The organism is Galliscardovia ingluviei (assembly GCF_014635685.1).
Taxonomy (GTDB): domain Bacteria; phylum Actinomycetota; class Actinomycetes; order Actinomycetales; family Bifidobacteriaceae; genus Galliscardovia; species Galliscardovia ingluviei.
Map to the genome: position 1 here is coordinate 884,015 of NZ_BMDH01000001.1, position 17,425 is coordinate 901,439.

Annotated in this window: 18 protein-coding genes; 10 read left to right on the plus strand and 8 right to left on the minus strand. The window is 46.4% G+C overall.

Annotated elements, in window-relative coordinates; all coding sequences use genetic code 11:
• Nucleotides 1-137: 137 nt before the first annotated feature.
• Both IEU85_RS03650 and IEU85_RS03655 read right to left on the minus strand, forming a co-directional pair.
• Nucleotides 138-557 (minus strand): DUF3052 domain-containing protein, encoded by a 420-nt coding sequence (locus IEU85_RS03650; RefSeq protein WP_188354840.1) that lies wholly within the window; start codon nucleotides 555-557, stop codon nucleotides 138-140.
• Between the two features lie 76 nt (nucleotides 558-633).
• Nucleotides 634-1,626, minus strand: coding sequence for a S16 family serine protease (locus IEU85_RS03655; protein WP_229714712.1), 993 nt, complete (start codon nucleotides 1,624-1,626; stop codon nucleotides 634-636).
• Between the two features lie 52 nt (nucleotides 1,627-1,678).
• On the opposite strand from IEU85_RS03655, the gene IEU85_RS03660 reads away from it, so the two are divergent.
• Nucleotides 1,679-3,352, plus strand: coding sequence for a zinc-dependent metalloprotease (locus IEU85_RS03660; protein WP_188355012.1), 1,674 nt, complete (start codon nucleotides 1,679-1,681; stop codon nucleotides 3,350-3,352).
• Between the two features lie 150 nt (nucleotides 3,353-3,502).
• Here IEU85_RS03660 and IEU85_RS03665 read toward each other — a convergent pair whose 3' ends face one another.
• Nucleotides 3,503-5,011, minus strand: a complete 1,509-nt coding sequence (locus IEU85_RS03665) for an ATP-dependent helicase (protein ID WP_188354841.1) — start codon at nucleotides 5,009-5,011, stop codon at nucleotides 3,503-3,505.
• Between the two features lie 152 nt (nucleotides 5,012-5,163).
• On the opposite strand from IEU85_RS03665, the gene IEU85_RS03670 reads away from it, so the two are divergent.
• A complete protein-coding gene (locus tag IEU85_RS03670) occupies nucleotides 5,164-6,732 on the plus strand; it encodes a phosphotransferase (RefSeq protein WP_188354842.1) in 1,569 nt (522 codons plus the stop codon).
• A gap of 185 nt (nucleotides 6,733-6,917) precedes the next feature.
• Nucleotides 6,918-7,160 carry a DUF3107 domain-containing protein gene (locus tag IEU85_RS03675; RefSeq protein ID WP_188354843.1) on the plus strand — a complete coding sequence of 81 codons (243 nt, stop codon included), beginning with the start codon at nucleotides 6,918-6,920 and terminating at the stop codon, nucleotides 7,158-7,160.
• Nucleotides 7,161-7,382: 222 nt separating this feature from the next.
• On the opposite strand, the gene IEU85_RS03680 is transcribed toward IEU85_RS03675, so the two are convergent.
• Nucleotides 7,383-8,264, minus strand: coding sequence for a PHP domain-containing protein (locus IEU85_RS03680; RefSeq protein WP_188354844.1), 882 nt, complete (start codon nucleotides 8,262-8,264; stop codon nucleotides 7,383-7,385).
• A 161-nt stretch (nucleotides 8,265-8,425) separates the two neighbouring features.
• Between IEU85_RS03680 and IEU85_RS03685 the strand changes: the two genes are divergently transcribed.
• A complete protein-coding gene (locus IEU85_RS03685) occupies nucleotides 8,426-9,082 on the plus strand; it encodes a vitamin K epoxide reductase family protein (RefSeq protein ID WP_188354845.1) in 657 nt (218 codons plus the stop codon).
• Between the two features lie 201 nt (nucleotides 9,083-9,283).
• Here the strand turns inward: IEU85_RS03685 and dapF are convergent, their stop codons facing one another.
• Nucleotides 9,284-10,165, minus strand: a complete 882-nt coding sequence (gene dapF / locus IEU85_RS03690) for a diaminopimelate epimerase (RefSeq protein WP_188354846.1) — start codon at nucleotides 10,163-10,165, stop codon at nucleotides 9,284-9,286.
• 105 nt (nucleotides 10,166-10,270) lie between these two features.
• On the opposite strand from dapF, the gene murI reads away from it, so the two are divergent.
• The 6 genes from murI to IEU85_RS03720 all read left to right on the plus strand — a co-directional run bounded on the left by murI (nucleotide 10,271) and on the right by IEU85_RS03720 (nucleotide 15,790).
• Nucleotides 10,271-11,062 (plus strand): glutamate racemase, encoded by a 792-nt coding sequence (murI, locus tag IEU85_RS03695; protein WP_188354847.1) that lies wholly within the window; start codon nucleotides 10,271-10,273, stop codon nucleotides 11,060-11,062.
• A gap of 94 nt (nucleotides 11,063-11,156) precedes the next feature.
• Nucleotides 11,157-12,008 (plus strand): patatin-like phospholipase family protein, encoded by an 852-nt coding sequence (locus tag IEU85_RS03700; RefSeq protein ID WP_188354848.1) that lies wholly within the window; start codon nucleotides 11,157-11,159, stop codon nucleotides 12,006-12,008.
• Between the two features lie 256 nt (nucleotides 12,009-12,264).
• Complete coding sequence (locus IEU85_RS03705; RefSeq protein WP_188354849.1) at nucleotides 12,265-13,080, plus strand: ABC transporter ATP-binding protein; 816 nt, start codon at nucleotides 12,265-12,267, stop codon at nucleotides 13,078-13,080.
• A complete protein-coding gene (locus tag IEU85_RS03710; protein WP_188354850.1) occupies nucleotides 13,077-14,489 on the plus strand; it encodes an ABC transporter permease in 1,413 nt (470 codons plus the stop codon). Before IEU85_RS03705 ends, IEU85_RS03710 begins: the two co-directional genes overlap by 4 nt.
• 62 nt (nucleotides 14,490-14,551) lie before the next feature.
• Nucleotides 14,552-15,199, plus strand: a complete 648-nt coding sequence (locus IEU85_RS03715; RefSeq protein WP_188354851.1) for an alpha/beta hydrolase — start codon at nucleotides 14,552-14,554, stop codon at nucleotides 15,197-15,199.
• Between the two features lie 66 nt (nucleotides 15,200-15,265).
• Nucleotides 15,266-15,790: a GNAT family N-acetyltransferase gene (locus tag IEU85_RS03720; protein WP_188354852.1), complete on the plus strand. Its 525-nt coding sequence runs from the start codon at nucleotides 15,266-15,268 to the stop codon at nucleotides 15,788-15,790.
• A 77-nt stretch (nucleotides 15,791-15,867) separates the two neighbouring features.
• Here the strand turns inward: IEU85_RS03720 and rplT are convergent, their stop codons facing one another.
• From rplT to infC, 3 genes are all read right to left on the minus strand, one after another.
• The gene (gene rplT / locus IEU85_RS03725; RefSeq protein WP_188354853.1) at nucleotides 15,868-16,251 is read right to left on the minus strand and encodes a 50S ribosomal protein L20; all 384 of its coding nucleotides are present in this window, start codon (nucleotides 16,249-16,251) and stop codon (nucleotides 15,868-15,870) included.
• 33 nt (nucleotides 16,252-16,284) lie between these two features.
• Nucleotides 16,285-16,479, minus strand: coding sequence for a 50S ribosomal protein L35 (gene rpmI, locus IEU85_RS03730; RefSeq protein ID WP_188354854.1), 195 nt, complete (start codon nucleotides 16,477-16,479; stop codon nucleotides 16,285-16,287).
• A 74-nt stretch (nucleotides 16,480-16,553) separates the two neighbouring features.
• Complete coding sequence (gene infC / locus IEU85_RS03735) at nucleotides 16,554-17,234, minus strand: translation initiation factor IF-3 (protein WP_188355013.1); 681 nt, start codon at nucleotides 17,232-17,234, stop codon at nucleotides 16,554-16,556.
• Between the last annotated feature and the right edge of the window lie 191 nt (nucleotides 17,235-17,425).

Consider the following 17,425-nt stretch of genomic DNA (forward strand, 5'->3'; position numbering starts at 1 on the left):
TCTGCGCAAACTGTAACACCATATGCAAACACTATGCTAAGCACGCTAGCACACAATATTCATATGGTATTTATACAGTTATGCGCAGATATATAGTATGCATAACCTACTGCATGGAACAGCAGCTAAATCTGGAATTAGCCACGTCCCTTGCCAAAAGCACGTAAACGAATTGCATTCCAATCTGCGTTCAAAGTGCGAGGCGTCGCAGCGTTCATACCAGAAGTTTTTGCTGCATTTTCAACAGTTGTTGCATTTGCCGCACCAACACGACCTGGTTTTGGCGTTAATACCCAAAATGGCGCACCTTCGTTAATAACATCCATTGCATCCATAATGGTATCTGACAAGGCATCTTCGTCATCGCCATCACGCCACCAGATAATCACACCGTCAACGGAAGCATCATAATCTTCGTCAACGAGCTCTTCTCCAGTAATCGCTTCAATAGCTTCGCGGACACTATCATCCACATCATTATCCCAGAGCCATTCTTGAACAATGTCTCCAGCTTGGAATCCAAATACCTCTGCTTGTTGTGTGTTTGTATCAGCCACGGGTTAAGCATAGCAAGAATTATGCCCTGAATTGCATTTTGTCCGTTTCGGCGTGGTCAAACGTGTTGTATCACTATTACTTAACTACACAATGTGGCAGAGAATCAGCCTTGCCCTGCCCTATAGCAATCAAGGCATTGTATGCATCGTCAATAGTATGTACAGCAACATCACGCATACCATGCGGCACATGTCCTACAACATCATCACAGTTTGCATCTGGTGCTAAAAACCAAGTAGCACCTTCTTGCTTCGCGCCAAGCATTTTGAAACGAATACCACCGATAGCGCCAACAGTACCGTCTTGTTCAATAGTTCCTGTTCCTGCAATAGTCGCCCCGCCGGTAAGATCGCGCTGTGATAATTTTTGAAGCACCCCCAAGGTATACATCATGCCGGCACTAGGTCCGCCAATATCGTCAATATGCATACTGATCTGAACACCTGTGGTATCAATATGATGTTGTTTGGCAAACTGAAGGGCAACCTGCTGTGCAGTATTCTGCGCGTTGCTCATAGCTTGTGTGGATTCTTGCTCAAAGTCTTGCGTTGTTTGGTTAGGCGCAATAACTGCTTCTCTAGGCAAAACACCGCGCGATGGTATAGCAGCATTAACTAAAACAAAGGCGTTCGGAAGTGTACTGCCTACACCATAACTATTAACAGTTGTCATCAAAAGTTTGCCTTGTGTGTGGTGTGTATCAGATTGTGGCTTTGCGCTGGTGCTTGCAAGACCTGCAATCTCAATAATCTGTTGTTTACTATCCGCACTAACGGTACCGAGCACATCAAGCGCTGGTCCTGCTCCTTCAACCACGTAATCACTTGGCAACATCAAAAGCACTACAGCAAGTACTACACTAAGCACACTAACACGGTCTTTGCCTGTACGCGAACGGTACCAATTACAGGCTTGCAGGATGTACTCTCCTAGCAACGCCATACCGCCACTCACTGCTTGACTTGCACGCTTTACTACGAGCCAAAGAGTATGAAGATTCAGTGGGAGTTTCGTGCCATGCGCGAACGATTCCCTCGCAACGGTATGCTTTACACTAGATTGTGTCATGCTACTAATAGTATGGAAGTACTGGACTGCAAACTTGAAGAATGGTGATGGTATGGACGATAGCGAACTGCACGAGTGGTTTATTCAATCTTTTGGCCCGTCCCAAGGGGAAATCGCATATGCTCAGTTCCAAGAACTGCCTGAGCAAATTAAAGACCAGATTCTGCAGCAAGGTGTAGAAGGACTTCCAAAGCCTTCACAAGTACAGTCCATGGCTCAAGCACTCGGTGCTGGTGGATTAAACACTATGGATGAGGTGCGTGAAACCTTACAAAAAGGTCCAATTAATGTTGGTATGGCAACTTCACTGGCATTAAGTGCAATTCGTGAATCTGGTGCTCAACGAACCGTTTCCGCATCCGATGGTCAGTTGGTTCGCCAAGCTATGACCGAGGCTAATTTATGGCTTGACTCTGCAACTGATATTGACCCGGTTCAAGGTGAGATTGCGCTACTGACGCGAGCTGCTTGGGCTGAACAAACGTTGCCAGCATGGTGCCGTTTTGCCAATCCCGTTGCCAGTTCCACATCAGATGCACTCTCAACACTTATTACTCAGAGCTTTGGCGATGGCATTGAAGGTGATATTGCCGGAATGTATGCCGGTCCTGTCCAAATACCTATTCCTGACGACTTAAAAGATCCAAAAGTTTTAATGAAGCTTTTAGGCAATACCGCTTTCGGTATGCAAATGGGCACTGCTGCTGGGTCACTCAGCAGTGAAGTACGCGGTAGTTTTGACCAAGGTATTCAACTCCTACAAGATGCCCCAGGCGGGTTAATTGTACAAAACTGCATCGAGTACGCTCATAAGCTCGATATCGATGTCCACGAAGTACTAGATTTCCTTGCACTACGTGAAATTGCTCATGCTCGTCTTTTTGCGCATGTGCCATGGCTTATGCCACGTTTTGAAGCGCTTATCGGTAAATTTGCTCGCGGTATTGAAATTGATCTTGATGCTATGCGCGAACAATTACGCGATGCCACCACTATGGATCCAGAGCAATTAGCTGGCGCAGTAAATATGACTAATGTGGCGCCAAGCAACACTCCTGAACAGATTGAAGCACGAGCAGCTCTAGAAAACTTGCTCGCTCTTGTTGAAGGCTGGGTGGATGTTGTTGTGTGGCGCGCCGCAATGGCATATCTACCTCACCTCGACCAGTTGCGTGAAATGATGCGCCGAGAACGTGCAGTCGGAGGCCCTGCTGAGCGTACATTTGAGACACTTATTGGTCTTGAAATGCGACCAAAACGTAGTCGTGAAGCCGCACAACTGTGGGAACAGCTTACAGTACAAGAGGGCGTGAGTGCTCGAGACGCGCACTGGAATCATCCTGATTTGCTACCAGTATTACCTACAGATACTGGAACAGATACTACAACACAAGCTGATACCAATTTGGCACAGCATGGGGATACATCAAATAATGCACAGCCTACTGACGCTCAAGCAGTGTCACAAGAATCTGTACAACCTAGCAGCATGGATAGTATCGATGGCATTGACTGGGATGCAGAGCTTAGCAAGTTATTAGCGGATGACGCTCTCACAGACGATAATCCAGCAGATGATAGCTCAGTAGAAAGCGATTCTCATGTAGATGACAGCGCTTCCGATACTGCTACTGATACCGAAACTGATGCCCATACCGATACCGATGATAGCACAGATTCATCCTCTGACGCAGATGGTGATACATCGGAAAACAAAACCGAATAAAACTGGACTGCAATACAACTGCAAATCAGTGTATCTATAAGCGGCTATTGTGCTATGGAAAAGTCGCAAATTGTAGCGCAGTAGAAGGTAACTCTCCTACTGCGCCATAGATTTATTGCTGCGCCGCTCTACCGATATAATGAAATTACCTTATCGCTTTTGTAAAAATCTACTCGGCTTGCGCGTAATATGCATAGACTGCGCATCTTTATGCTGAGCATACGAGATATGAGCGCTTTCTTCAGCACGAGTTAATGCCACATACAGCAGTCGGCGCTCCTCTTCAATCTGCTCCATCGTATGCTGCACACCAAAAGGCAGTAGGCCTTCACTTACGCCAATAATATACACATGCTTCCATTCCAAACCTTTTGCAGCATGAATGGTAGAAAGCGTTACAGCACCAACACTACTACCCTCTTCAAGCCGTTGCTCTACCATGGCACGAGATGCTGCCTCAGAGGCATCAATAAGGCTTTCCTGGCTACCAAAATGATCCATGCGCTGGCGTGTTTGAATACCAAGCTGATGCAGAGCCGAAGCAACCAGCGGTGCTTGTGCATTAATCCGCATCAACACTGCACAATTATTAGGCTGCTCACCTTGGGCAATACGCGCTGCAATGCGCCGAGCGACAGCTTGAGCCTCTTCAATATCTGTTTCGTAGCTTGTAGTAACTACACGAGCGCCAGGATTTTTACCTGAAACTAATCGCAGATAATCGTCGCGTACTGCAGAAGCTGCTAATACACGATTCGCAACTGTCACAATCTGCGGCGTAGAACGATAATCCATAGTTAGCTCAATATCAGTACTATGCTCGAATTCATTTGGAAAAGTCAGTAAATAATGGCTCGTAGCACCTGCAAAAGAATAGATTGTTTGAGCAGGGTCTCCTACCACACACACATTTGTGTTATCGTCCCCAAGCCAAATACTCATTAAATAATGTTGTAGTGGAGACACATCCTGATACTCGTCAACAGTAAGCCATTTAATACGATCACGCAGTAGCGCCCTACCCTCTTCAAATGATTGACCAATATGGCACATCATCAGTAACATATCGTTAAAATCCATAGTGCCTCGCGCAGTTTTAATCTGCTCATAAGCACTGATAATGTCAGCAACACGTGTGGGTTCTAGATCTGCAGGAGTTGCTCGATGTGTTGCCGCACACACACGCACATAATCTTCAGGCGCTACAAGAGAGACTTTTACCCAGTTGATTTCCTGTAACACAGCGCGAACTAATAACGGATCGTCAGCCGTTTGCCCGAGCACGCGCTGTATTGCTAATGCTACAACTTCATGCTGCTGGTCAAGAATACGCGGCAATGGTGCACTGGTAAGCATTGGCCAAAGTGTAATCAACTGTTGTAATGCTACTGAGTGGAAGGTTGCAGCAGTAATGTCTTGAATACCAAGAGCAGCTAAACGTTGTTTCATTTCCGCTGCAGCTTTAACAGAAAAAGTAACTGCTAGCGTTTGGCGAGGATTCCATGCCCGAGTAGCGCAAGCATATGCAATACGACGCGTAATAGTGCGCGTTTTGCCACTACCCGCGCCAGCAATAATGCGTACTGGTCCGTCAATACTTAAACAAGCATGACGTTGCACATCATCTAAGCCTTGAAGAATATCTTGTGCTGTATACACGCGCTACTACCTCCTTAGAGTAGCTATCCTAGCACTCTCAAGCGTGAGACTGTACTATGCTTAACCGCAGTGGATAAGTACTCCGTATGAAAATTGCGTGAATTCGCGCGTCATAATAACGAAAATGCATATTGTGCGATACAGTTAGAAAGGTGAGCGAACATTCAATCTACACCCTGGCCGCTATGGCGTCCGCGGCCATGCCTGCGTTGCAGGTAGCTGGCACGCGCGAATCAGACCAGTATGCTGTTGATGATGAACTTGGCATAGTTACAGCAGTCATTACCGATACTGCAGGACGACAGTTTGATGTTTGTATCAGCGATACCGATGATGGTAAAACGCTGTTAAGTAAGCGTGCTCGTGCCGCAGCAGCACTATCTCGTGCAAAAGAGCCAGCAAGTCTAGGTTTTGCGCTTGAACAGGTAGTAACGTTCAGTGATGCTACCGTCCAGCCATGTGCAACTGGTGATGTTTCTGTGCTTATTCGCAAACATAATGACGGTTACACTACAGCATTGGACCAGCTGACTGATAGTCAATGCGCTTCTGTAGGTACTGCTATTGGCGCTATTCACCGACTGCGTGCTAATTTCATCCGTAAAGAGGGATACGCCAGCTACACTGCTGAACAAATACGCCACCAGTTGGAAGCATGGATGAAACAGCTGCGTACTCAAGGCCAGATTCCAACAGAAATTGTTGATAACTGGCAGCGCGTAGTAGCCACGGATGGATTATGGTCTTTTACTACATGCCTCGTGCATGGCGGTTTTAATGATGGCGATATGCTATTTTCAAGTACTGGATTAAATGCAATTTACCATTGGTCAGATATTCAAGTTAATGATCCTGCACGTGATTTAGCTTGGATGTTTGATAAACTTAACGCTCATCAGCGCACTATTGTGCTATCATCCTATGCTCGTATTGTTGGCTCTCATCTTGATGAGCTTATTATGCTTCGAGCAAGTCTATGGCGGCAAATGGAACAGGTTGGGGCTTTTATGCAGGCTCTTGATCGTGCTGATAATAATGCCATTATGCTCTTTAAGTCACGAGTAGAGCAGCTTGCTCACCAACTTGCTGTGCGCTCTCGCAAAGTTTCAGATCCTACGAGGCAGCCTTTAGCCGATCCGAAGCAAGCACCAAACCGTCCAGTGCAGCACACATCTATACATCAACAACCTCAGCAGCGAACTGCACATCACTCCGATGCTGCACCACAGCATGCACCAGTTATTGGTGAACGATTAACTGATGAACAGCAGACAGTAAGTACCACTGCTCACGCATCCAGCTCAACAGTATTACTTGAGCATAACGAGCAGCAAATTGAAGGTGTTCAAAATCTGACTGCCGACCAGACCATCGGTAGCAATTCTGGTTCTGTAAGCACTGTTTCAGCTACTGAACATCAGCATGTGACTAGCGATAGTGGGCAGAGTGTTGATGCTGATGCACCAACAGAGATACTGCCTCGTGCAACTTCTCCGGACAGTCAGTCATCTGACTTATCTGTACCGAACACTTCGCAGGCATCTACCGGAGTTGGTATCGAACGTACTGATGGGCATCCTACTGGATATGTATCACTAGTTGAAACACCAGCGCAGGATCAGGATAGCGATTACACCTCTAACACCCACGATGAGGATGCTGCACCTGATGCCGACGAAACCGATGCTGAAAGTGCTGCAAATACAGCAGATAACGCGTAAGTATTGTCATACAGTAGATAGAACACTGTTATTTGCATTAGCTCTTGGCGAAGAGTAGCCAAAGTCGCACTCTGTGTACAGTGTTTTGGCATATTCTTCGATAGAATGCATATAGAATATCTTCAAACTGTGAGTATGCACCCAGTGCCCTTCAGATGTATACGTTAAGCAAGTAAGGAATGATTATGGAAGTTGAAATTGGTATCCGCGACGTAGCTCGTACAGTAAATTTTGAAAGCAACCAAACGCCAGAAGAGTTAAGTGCCACTATTGAACAAGCACTTGCTGCAGCAGGCGCAGGTACTCAAGGAATAGTAAATCTCACTGATGCTAAAGGTCGCCATATCGTCATTCCTGCAGCATCATTAGGCTATGTCATTATTGGCTCAGACACTACACACCCAGTTGGTTTTGGTAATCTCAACTAGGTCTAAGCTCAACAACGAGAGCTAAGTACTACGGGTTCATAAAACTAACATAAGGTGAGCGCATGCATGCATATGTTGCAGCTCACCTTTCTCACACTTAGAGTTTTCTATTTGACGATACGGTGTTATTGCGCATTACATTGTTGCACTATTGCACACGCTATCGTGCTGTCAGCTATCGTGCTATCACCTTACTGCACCATCATATTTGAGAACATTGTGCTACTTAATAACGCCAATTGCACCTCGACGAATAATTTCTTGTACTGTTTGCTCATCAGTAACATGCTCTCCCATGTGGTTAGGCTTACCAGTACCATGCCAATCAGAACCGCCAGTAATAAGCAAATCTAGATGATGAGCAATACTCGTAAGTCGCTGCTGCTGCTCAGCATTATTATCACGATGATGTACTTCAAGCCCATCTAGCCCAAGATGCGCCAACTGAGCAATCTGTTCATCAGACAAGAGTCTCGCATTACGTCCAATAGCCCCAGGATGCGCAATAATAGACACTCCTCCAGCTTGACCAATAACTTGCACTACTTGGCGCGCATCAGGAGAAATAATAGGAACATAATATTTTGAAGCGCGATTTACCGTATTACGAAAAACTGCCGAACGATTGGGAAACAGTCCTTTAGCAACAAGTGCATCAGCAATGTGCGGTCTGCCAATAGTAGTTTGTTCACCTTCACGAACCATATCAAGCACGTCTTGCCAAGTAATCGGAAAGTCTACAGCCAAATTACGCACCATTTGCTGCATACGTTCTATTCTATGCTGTCTTGTGGTGGCAAAAAGCTGTTGCACACTTTCATTTTCTGGGTCGTAAAGCAAACCCAGCATATGCACGCATACCCCATCCATATCAGCAGTGATTTCCGTTCCACGAATAAGTGGCATGTGGTTACTGCGCGCCGCGCGAACAGCATCTGCCCATCCTGCGCTGGTGTCATGATCAGCAAGAGCAATTCCATCCAAACCCAGTGATGCTGCTGTTTGCACCATTTGCTCTGGAGTTGCCGTACCATCAGAATACACACTATGGCAATGCAAATCCCAACCCTGGGCAATAGTATGACTCGTCTTTGGTAAACTCATGCTTTCTATCGTAATCTCTTCATACCAAATCACCGTATGCTGATAAGTTGGCGTGTCGTACCACACTACAAGGCATGTATTTTCTTCGAGGTCATTGCAAAAATCATTGTTTTCGCACATACTGGAAACCAGTTATCAAAATCAATGCATAAGAGGATTATATGGAACAGATCACTACCTCAGATTATCGGCAACCAAAAGGGTGGCGTCACAACGCAACATGGTTATATGCAGTTATGCTTATTGCCTCAATATGCGCATTTATGGCATCGCTTATTCTTTCTGCAGATACGCTACAACTAGCACGTCATCCTGATCAGCAACTCGGCTGCGATGTCAACGGAGCGGTATCGTGTTCTACAGTGGCACAGTCTTGGCAAGCTGAAATTATTCATTTTGGTGGCTTAAGCTACCCGAATGCTTTCTTTGGTATTGCCGCTGAGGCAGTATTTATTACTGTTGCCGTGCTTGGATTGAGTAAAGTCGTATTCCCACGCTGGTTTGCTTGGTGCACTTGGGCTGGCAATCTTTGCGCTTTTGCTTATGCGTACTGGTTATTCAGCCAGTCAGCATTTGTTATTCATGCCTTGTGCCCGTGGTGTCTAGTGCTCATGTTTACTACTACTATCCAGTTCATAGCTCAATCTCATGCCACAGTCACCGTGCAAGGCATTCCACAATCAGAAGGGCGCTTTGCTTCTTGGCAGCGCGCACTACAAACGTATTATAGGCTTGGTGCCGATTTGCTTGTTGATGTACTATGGATTGCAGTTGTCGTAGCAATTATTCTTATTAAGTATGGCGCTGCGATACTGTAATACTTTGATGCTGTAATAGCAGTAAAAGCGGTAATACTGCAGCGCGTACTAGCTGAGTATACACACAATACACACAGGTCATACCCGCAAATACACATACCTCCTGTATCACAGACACTATGGTGTAAGTCTATACAGGAGGTATTGTAATAACAGGAGCTTAACACAATAGGAAAAGCTGTAACCTTATGTTATCGAGCACTAGAGTAATGTAACGCTCGCCACTAGCTGAGCATCCCCAGTAAGCGACACATTGTGTTCGTCAACATCAACTTGTACTGTGCCTCCGAGAATGCGAATTTTCCATGAATCAATACCTGTTTGCGCACGTAAGGTTATTGCACTAGCACACAGTCCGGTACCACAGGATAATGTCTCACCTACTCCTCGCTCATGCACGCGCATACTAGCAAGACCAGGAGCTTCAACAGCAACAAATTCTACATTCTGTCCCTCTTCAAGCCCGGGTGTTACTTGCGGAGCCACGCTCAAATCCAACTCACGTAGTGTCTGTTCTGCCCGCTGCCACTGATTCGTATCAGTATTGAGCACAGTGACAATATGAGGATTGCCCATATCAACGTATCGACCATCAAATACAGACCCTTGATGAACACTGATCTGGTGCTCAGCTGCACTACTAGCATGCCACTGCCCCATCGCTACGGTATACACATGCTCACCAAGACCCGATACTGCGCCACGGGGTGTCAGTACTTTTACTCCAGCACGTGTGCCTAAAGCGATTGGTCCTTGTGGCGACAATCCTTGTGTATGCAAAAATAGTGCCGATACGCGCGTACCATTACCACACATTTGCGCAATAGACCCATCGGCATTGCGATAATCCATCACCCATTGCACTTGAGCATCTTGCAATGCTTGAGCAATATTCTTATCAATATGATCCACATATTCAGGGCGAGTCAACCTCAGCACGCCATCTGCACCGATGCCAAAATGTCGGTCGCAAAGCTGCTGTACTTCTTCTACCGTAGGGTTATATTCACCATTGGGGTCAGCATATACAATAAAATCATTGCCAGTACCGTGACCCTTCATTACTGTGCTTGCGATAGTCATGCCTTTAGCATACCAATCAGAGCCATAATCAAACAGACTTGCCCACAATACAAATACACAAGTTCACGCTCAGCATTATAGTATGTATGACTCAAGGAGGTAGCGATGTCATCATATGCGCCAATTGGAGTATTTGATTCCGGATTAGGTGGGCTGTCTGTTGTGCGACAGATCCGTCATGATCTTCCTCACGAGCGCATATTGTATGTTGCCGATAGCAAACGAGCACCATATGGTGTTCGTAGCAAAGAGGAAATTATCCAGTTTAGTATTGAAATTGCTGACTCTCTTGTAGCTCAAGGTGTGAAAGCTATTGTTATTGCGTGTAATACTGCCACTGCAGCAGCTGTCAATATTTTACGCGAGCGCTACAGCATTCCCATTATTGGTATGGAACCTGCATTAAAAGTTGCTGTCGATCGTGGCGCTGGAACCCGTCAACATATTGTTGTAGCAGCTACCCCGCTTACTCTACGTGAGCACAAGTTTGCCCAATTATTAGAGCGCTTTAATGATGATCATACTATTGCTAAACAGCCATGCCCTGATTTAGTAACACTTGTAGAATCTGGGCAATTGCATAATCATGATCTGGTTATGCAAACATTGCATCGGTACTTTGATCAATACGACTATGCTTCACTGGATAGTATTGTGCTTGGCTGCACGCATTTTGTATTTTTCAAGCCGTATTTTGAAGAACTTGTTGAGTCACATACGGCTATTTTAGACGGCAATAAGGGCACTGTTCGTCATTTAGCAGTAGTCCTTGAATCTCTTGGCAAACTTGCTGATGAATCACAACAAGGCTCTGTACATATTACCAATTCTGATACGTCAGCAAGATTACATGATTTGGCTTTGGAACTGCTCAATGCCTCGCATTGCTATGAGTAATCATGAGTAATACTCTGTCTACAAAGCGATTAGTAAGCGTGTAGCATGGTGTGCAGTGTAAAGTTGCTGTTTTAGTGTGTAAGGTAGGTATTGTATGTCAACTCCTCGTACTGCAATAATTGATGTTGGCGGCGGGTTTCGAGCTATTTATGGTGCTGGTGTTACCGACCGTCTATTAGAAGACCATGTAACCGTTGATTTAGCAATAGGCATTTCTGCGGGTAGCGCGAACTTGGCGTGCTATCTTTCCCAGCAAAAGGGGCGCTTATATAAGTTTTACACCGAGTATGCTTTTCGCCCTGAGTATGCAAGTACGCGCAATTACGTAACTTCGCATAATTTTGTGGACTTAGACTACGTATACGGCACATTGTCGAATCATGATGGTGAGTACCCGTTAGATTACGCGGCTGCTGCGGCAAACCCTATGGATTTTGAAGTTATTGCTGCTAATGCACTTACCGGCGAGCCGATGTACTTCCCTAAGTCGCGATTGCGGCAAGACGATTACGATATTTGCAAGGCTTCTAGCGCCGTTCCTGTCGCGTGCGAACCTTATGTGATTGATGATATCCCGTATTTTGATGGTGGTATTGCCGATCCAATTCCTGTAGAGCATGCGCTAGATTTGGGTTGCGAGCGCGTAGTCGTTATTCTTACTCGCCCTAAAGATACGGTTCGTGATGCGGCTAAGGATGCAGCTCCTGCACGCATTTTAGAGCGCACTTGGCCTGTTGCTGCGCAAAAATTGCGCGAGCGCGCTGCCTTGTATAATGCTGAGGTTGCTGTTGCTAAACATTTGGAGCGCGAAGGCAGGGTGCTTATTCTAGCTCCTGACAGTTTATTTGGGCTGTCAACCTTGCATAAAAGTTATGAGGGACTCAATCGCATGTACCGACAAGGTTATGCTGATGCTGCGCGTATTGCTGAGTTTTTGCAGTCATAAGTCACTATTGTAGTTAACTGAGCAGTTGCCAAATATAGGTACTAGTATGTACGCACAGGCTACTTGAACGATGTGCAAAAGGTATGAGAGCTTAGGATGAGGGCTGTTGTCTTAAAACACGGTCCTCATCCTTTTGAATGATTTGTTATTGCCATACTGTCAATATTGCTTGCTATTGCAGTCCTTTCTCACTACCATCACCTAATCATTCCTGTGCACGATAGTATGCAACTCATTAAGTGCCTATGGTACAGGTATGAGTTTTTCGCAAAGTACCACATCACAAGCGCTACACTTACAAAGAGAACCTGCGCACGCCACTGCTACAATTGGCGCTCCATTATTGCAGGCACAGCATGTAGTTATGGATTATTATGCTGGATCGGCAATACCACAATCCCAGCCCCAGCAACAGCAGCAAGCGTCTCCATCGCCATTTGCCGACCATATAGCATTACGCGATGTGAATGTCAGTATTCAAGCAGGCGAATCAGTCGCTATTATGGGTCCTTCAGGATCTGGTAAATCAACACTACTACATTGTTTAGCTGGTATTTTGAAACCTACCTCTGGTCAAGTACTCTATCAAGGAACTGCATTATCTTCACGCTCTGATACAGAACGCACCAAACTACGCCGCAGCGATTTCGGATTTGTGTTTCAGTCTGGACAACTGCTACCCGAACTCTCCGCACTAGCAAATGTTGCCCTGCCGCTTATGCTGAATGGACAAAGTTTCGGCGAAGCCACCGCAATTGCTGCAAAGTGGCTCAATGCTTGCGGATTAGCAGGATTATTTGACCGGCGACCAGGCGAATTAAGTGGAGGACAAAGTCAGCGAGTAGCTTTAGCACGTGCTCTCGTGATCCAGCCTTCTATAGTATTTGCCGATGAGCCAACCGGAGCATTAGATCAGCAAACCGGACATATGGTTATGGATATGCTCACCGATGCCACACAGCAAAATCACTGTGCTCTCGTAGTAGTTACCCACGATATTCATGTTGCCCAATACTGCTCTCGTATACTCACGATGCAAGACGGGCAGATTATTGAGGAGCAGACCTTATGAAAACACTGTGGCGACTTATGATGTTGCTATATGCCCCAGCACGCACTACACGCAACAACCGGCATACTGTATCTCCAACATCAATCTTAGCGGTACTTGCTTTTGCTACAACCACTGCGATGGTATTAACCGTGCTTTCAGGTCTTCATGCTTTTATGCTTCGAGCTAAGGCTGCTCATGCTTGGGATGCCCTAACTTCTGCATCATCTACGAGTCAGGCAGATCCACTGGATTTGATGTCTGGAATTTATGTGACCCTCGCTATCTTTGCATGTTTAATTCTATTAGTACCAATTGGCACTCTTGGTGGTGCTGCAGCGCGTTTAGCCGCACATCGCAGGGATGCCCAGTTATCAGCGTTGCGTTTAGCTGGAGCTACCAGCATGCAAGTAACATGGTTAACTGCTGTTGTTGCCGCGGGTCAAGCACTTACCGGCTCAATATTCGGCATTATCGGCTATATTGCTGCCATGCCAATCATTAAACTATTGCGTTTCCAAAATCGAGAGTTTACTTGGCAAGAGTTATGGCTTGGCATTCCAACGCTACTGCTTGTTGTGCTTGTGGTTACTGTGTTGGCGCTGTGCTCCGCACTGTTGGCATTGCACCGAGTAATTGTCTCACCACTGTCAGTGAGCAACCGCACCACCCCAAGTGCACTACGTCATTGGCGTGCATGGCTAATGGTGATACTTATTGCACTCAGCATTGGATTATTCCGCTCTCCTTGGGCAAGCAGCGCGCTTGGCATTGCCTTCATCATGATTATGATTACTGCATGTTTTGCCGTGTTAAACACTGTAGGACCATGGGTTATACATGTGAGCGCTCGCCGAATGATGCGTCACCCTTCAAGTGCCGCTCATTTGATCGCACTAGGACGTGTTCTCGATGATCCCAAACGCGCTTGGCGCAATATTGCAGGCGTCGCACTAGCAGTTTTTGTGTGCGGTATTACTGCATTATGTGCATTTTTCGCCTCAGATTCTGGCAACGATATTACCCAGCAAATCTTCTTACACGATATAGGACTTGGCGGCAATCTCACACTTGCGTTTGCTACTATTCTTGCTGCTGTTTCCTGCGCTATTGCACAAGTGTCCGCAGTATTTGATGCTCAACGAGAGTACCGTACTTTAGTACTATCGGGCACTGATATGCGCACACTTGATCGAGCTCGATTGCTTGAAGTATGGCTTCCACTACGTGCCGTAGTGCTGGTGAGTATAGGCTGCGTCTGCGTACTACTTTTCCCATTAGTTGGCGCAGTAGTGTTTATGCAACCAATAACGCTGATTGCCTTTGCTTTTGGCATTGTACTGAGTATGAGCCTCGTACTTCTTGCTGTTACTGCCTCTCATCTTGTGGCACATCGTGTTGTGCGCCTTGACCGTAGAGAAGATGACTAGTATAGCGACAATCGTGGCGTTATACTAGTGAGGTATGTCTGGACGGCAATAAGTGAGGGGCTATGCAAATCTCTAATGCAATATGCGCATATAATCAGCAATCTCAAACACCACTGGTGGTGCTACTACACGGGTGGGGCGCTGATGAACGAGATTTACCAGGACTACTGGATATGATAGCCCCCAATACGCAATATGTTTCTTTACAAGCGCCGTTTAGCTACGGTTTTGGATTTACATGGTTTGACCAGTGGGATCATGAAGGCGTACCTACCGGCGTAAGTTTGCAAGTACAAGCAGCGGGAGCATGTGAAGCTATTTACACTTGGCTTGATGAGCATATCGACAGTAATCGCCCAATCATCCCACTTGGATTTTCACAAGGCGGATTGCTGGCAACACACTTGTTGCGCATGCGTCCTGAGCGTTGCATGGCTGCGGTCAGCTGCTCAGGATGGATTGTTGATGCTGCACTCCCCCATGATGCACAACTTGCTGCATTGCATCTTCCGGTTTTTTATGGGCACGGTGCTGATGATACTATTTTCCCTCAGGATGTGGTGGACTACACCAGCACATTCTGGCAAGCACATGCTGATCTAGAAGAGCATGTTTATGCTGGTATGGCACATAGTATCAATATGAAAGAAACACGCGATATTGCTGCCTTTTTAGAACGTATTGGCGCTATTCGACCACGGTTTTTCTAAAACAATACATGCAATGAACGGCGATTTAATTTAATATGCCAATAACGGCACTCTTTGAAGAGGAAAGTGATCAATTTGCACACTGAAATTAGACCGTGTACTGATGCAGATGTTGATGTTATCAGCGTTGTTGCAGCCTATTGTTTCGAAGATACCTTCCGCACATCGTGTACACGCGAAGATATGATTGCGTTTTTGCGCCAAGCGTATAATCATGACGTTCTTACACAAGAATTTGCCAATACCAACTCCCATTTTTTCATCCTGTACGTCGAGCACAGCATTGCTGGATATTTGAAAGTCAATTTCAAGGACGCCCAAAGCGAGCATATGGGACCGAATATGATGGAAATTGAGCGGCTATATATTCTGCCACAGTACAAACGTATGGGGCTTGGCAGCACGCTTATGCAGTTTGCTCTTGATTATGCTCATCAGCATGAGGTAGCAGGCGTTTGGTTAGGTGTATGGGAGCATAATGAACCAGCTAAAGCCTTCTATACTAAGCATGGCTTCCGCTTCGTTGGTAGTCATACGTTTACCGTAGGCAGTGACGATCAGACAGATCTGTTAATGCGTCAGGACTGGTAATGTAACGCTAAACTTTGAGTTACAAAAAGGCTCGCACAGCACAAACTGTACGAGCCTTTTATCTAAGTTATATTCTCTTAGGCTTCTACTGGAGCGTTGACATCAGCTGGCAAAGCTGCCTTTGCTGCTTCAACAATGGTCTTGAAGGTATCTGGATCAGATACTGCAAGATCAGCCAGTGCGCGGCGATCAAGTTCGATATCTGCCAAGCGCAAGCCCTGAATGAAGCGATTGTAGGTCATGCCCTCTGCACGAACTGCAGCGTTAATACGCTGAATCCACAACTTGCGGAAGTCGCCCTTGCGAGCCTTACGATCGCGGAAGTTGTAGTTAAATGAGTGCAGGAGCTGTTCCTTAGCCTTGCGATACAGGCGGGAACGCTGACCGCGATAACCGGAAGCTCTCTCTAATACTACGCGACGCTTCTTATGAGCATTCACTGCGCGCTTTACTCGTGCCATGTTTCCTCTTTCCTACCGTCTGGTACGCGCCACTTAGGCGTGAATCATCTTCTTCAGGTTCTTGCTCTGTGCTGGTGCCAATACTGCATCGGCCTTCAAAGCACGACGCTTACGAGCGGACTTGTGCTCGAGGTTATGGCGCATAGCGCTACCAGCCTGCATGAGCTTACCCTTACCGGTCACGCGAACGCGCTTGGACGCGGCGGAGTTAGTTTTCATCTTCGGCATTGCTGCCCTCCTTGTTCATATGGTTGAACTTGTGGACTCCCGCTATGGGACTATTGACCTTAGCGTTTCAGGAATTATTCCTGCTCACTCTCAACTTCTGGAGCAGATGCAGGCGCTTGTTCAGCAACCTTACCCTGCTTTGCAGCGAGACGAGCAGCTTGACGTGCCTGTCGTTCAGCACGTGCTGTTGCTCCTCGGCGACGCTGTTCAGACTGAGTATGCACCTTCTTACCCTTTGGAGCTAACACCATAATGATGTTGCGCCCATCTTGGCGAGGCTTAGACTCTACAGTGCCGAGTTCGGTAACTTCATCAGCGAGGCGATTAAGCAATTCAACGCCACCAATTGGGCGTGACTGCTCACGACCACGAAGCATAATTGTGACCTTTACCTTATCGCCACCTGAGAGGAATCGCTCCACATGCCCCTTCTTGACTTCAAAATCATGATCGTCAATCTTAAGGCGGAAACGAATTTCCTTAATCTCCGCAGTGCTTTGGTTACGACGAGCTTCACGTGCCTTAATCTTCTCGTTGTACTTATACTTACCGTAATCGATAAGCTTAGCAACCGGTGGCTTTGCATTAGGTGCCACTTCAACTAAGTCAAGATTAGCTTCTCGTGCGAGGTTCAAAGCGACTGAGGTTGCGATAACTCCTACCTGCTCGCCCTGAGGGCCAATCAGGCGTACCTGAGATACGCGGATCTCGTCGTTAATGCGTGGTTCAGCGCTAATGATAACTCCATTCCCTATACGGCTTAAGGTCGGAGTGTCCGTAGCTTAAGCATGCCAAATTAAAACATGCACAGCATGAGGCGTTTGCCTCTTACCCGAAACCACACAAGGCTTCCAGGTGGGATACTCCACTTTCTTGATTTCTCAAGCCTTGGCTACTATACCATATGCCTTGACATTACTCTGATATGTATGTTGCCTGTGTCGCA

Coding starts and splice junctions, on each gene's coding strand:
- dapF (WP_188354846.1), bottom strand. CDS start 10,165: ATGACTATCGCAAGCACAGTAATGAAGGGTCACGGTACTGGCAATGAT.
- IEU85_RS03655 (WP_229714712.1), bottom strand. CDS start 1,626: ATGACACAATCTAGTGTAAAGCATACCGTTGCGAGGGAATCGTTCGCG.
- IEU85_RS03715 (WP_188354851.1), top strand. CDS start 14,552: ATGCAAATCTCTAATGCAATATGCGCATATAATCAGCAATCTCAAACA.
- IEU85_RS03710 (WP_188354850.1), top strand. CDS start 13,077: ATGAAAACACTGTGGCGACTTATGATGTTGCTATATGCCCCAGCACGC.
- IEU85_RS03705 (WP_188354849.1), top strand. CDS start 12,265: ATGAGTTTTTCGCAAAGTACCACATCACAAGCGCTACACTTACAAAGA.
- IEU85_RS03700 (WP_188354848.1), top strand. CDS start 11,157: ATGTCAACTCCTCGTACTGCAATAATTGATGTTGGCGGCGGGTTTCGA.
- IEU85_RS03675 (WP_188354843.1), top strand. CDS start 6,918: ATGGAAGTTGAAATTGGTATCCGCGACGTAGCTCGTACAGTAAATTTT.
- IEU85_RS03685 (WP_188354845.1), top strand. CDS start 8,426: ATGGAACAGATCACTACCTCAGATTATCGGCAACCAAAAGGGTGGCGT.
- rplT (WP_188354853.1), bottom strand. CDS start 16,251: ATGGCACGAGTAAAGCGCGCAGTGAATGCTCATAAGAAGCGTCGCGTA.
- IEU85_RS03680 (WP_188354844.1), bottom strand. CDS start 8,264: ATGAGTTTACCAAAGACGAGTCATACTATTGCCCAGGGTTGGGATTTG.
- murI (WP_188354847.1), top strand. CDS start 10,271: ATGTCATCATATGCGCCAATTGGAGTATTTGATTCCGGATTAGGTGGG.
- rpmI (WP_188354854.1), bottom strand. CDS start 16,479: ATGCCGAAGATGAAAACTAACTCCGCCGCGTCCAAGCGCGTTCGCGTG.
- IEU85_RS03660 (WP_188355012.1), top strand. CDS start 1,679: ATGGACGATAGCGAACTGCACGAGTGGTTTATTCAATCTTTTGGCCCG.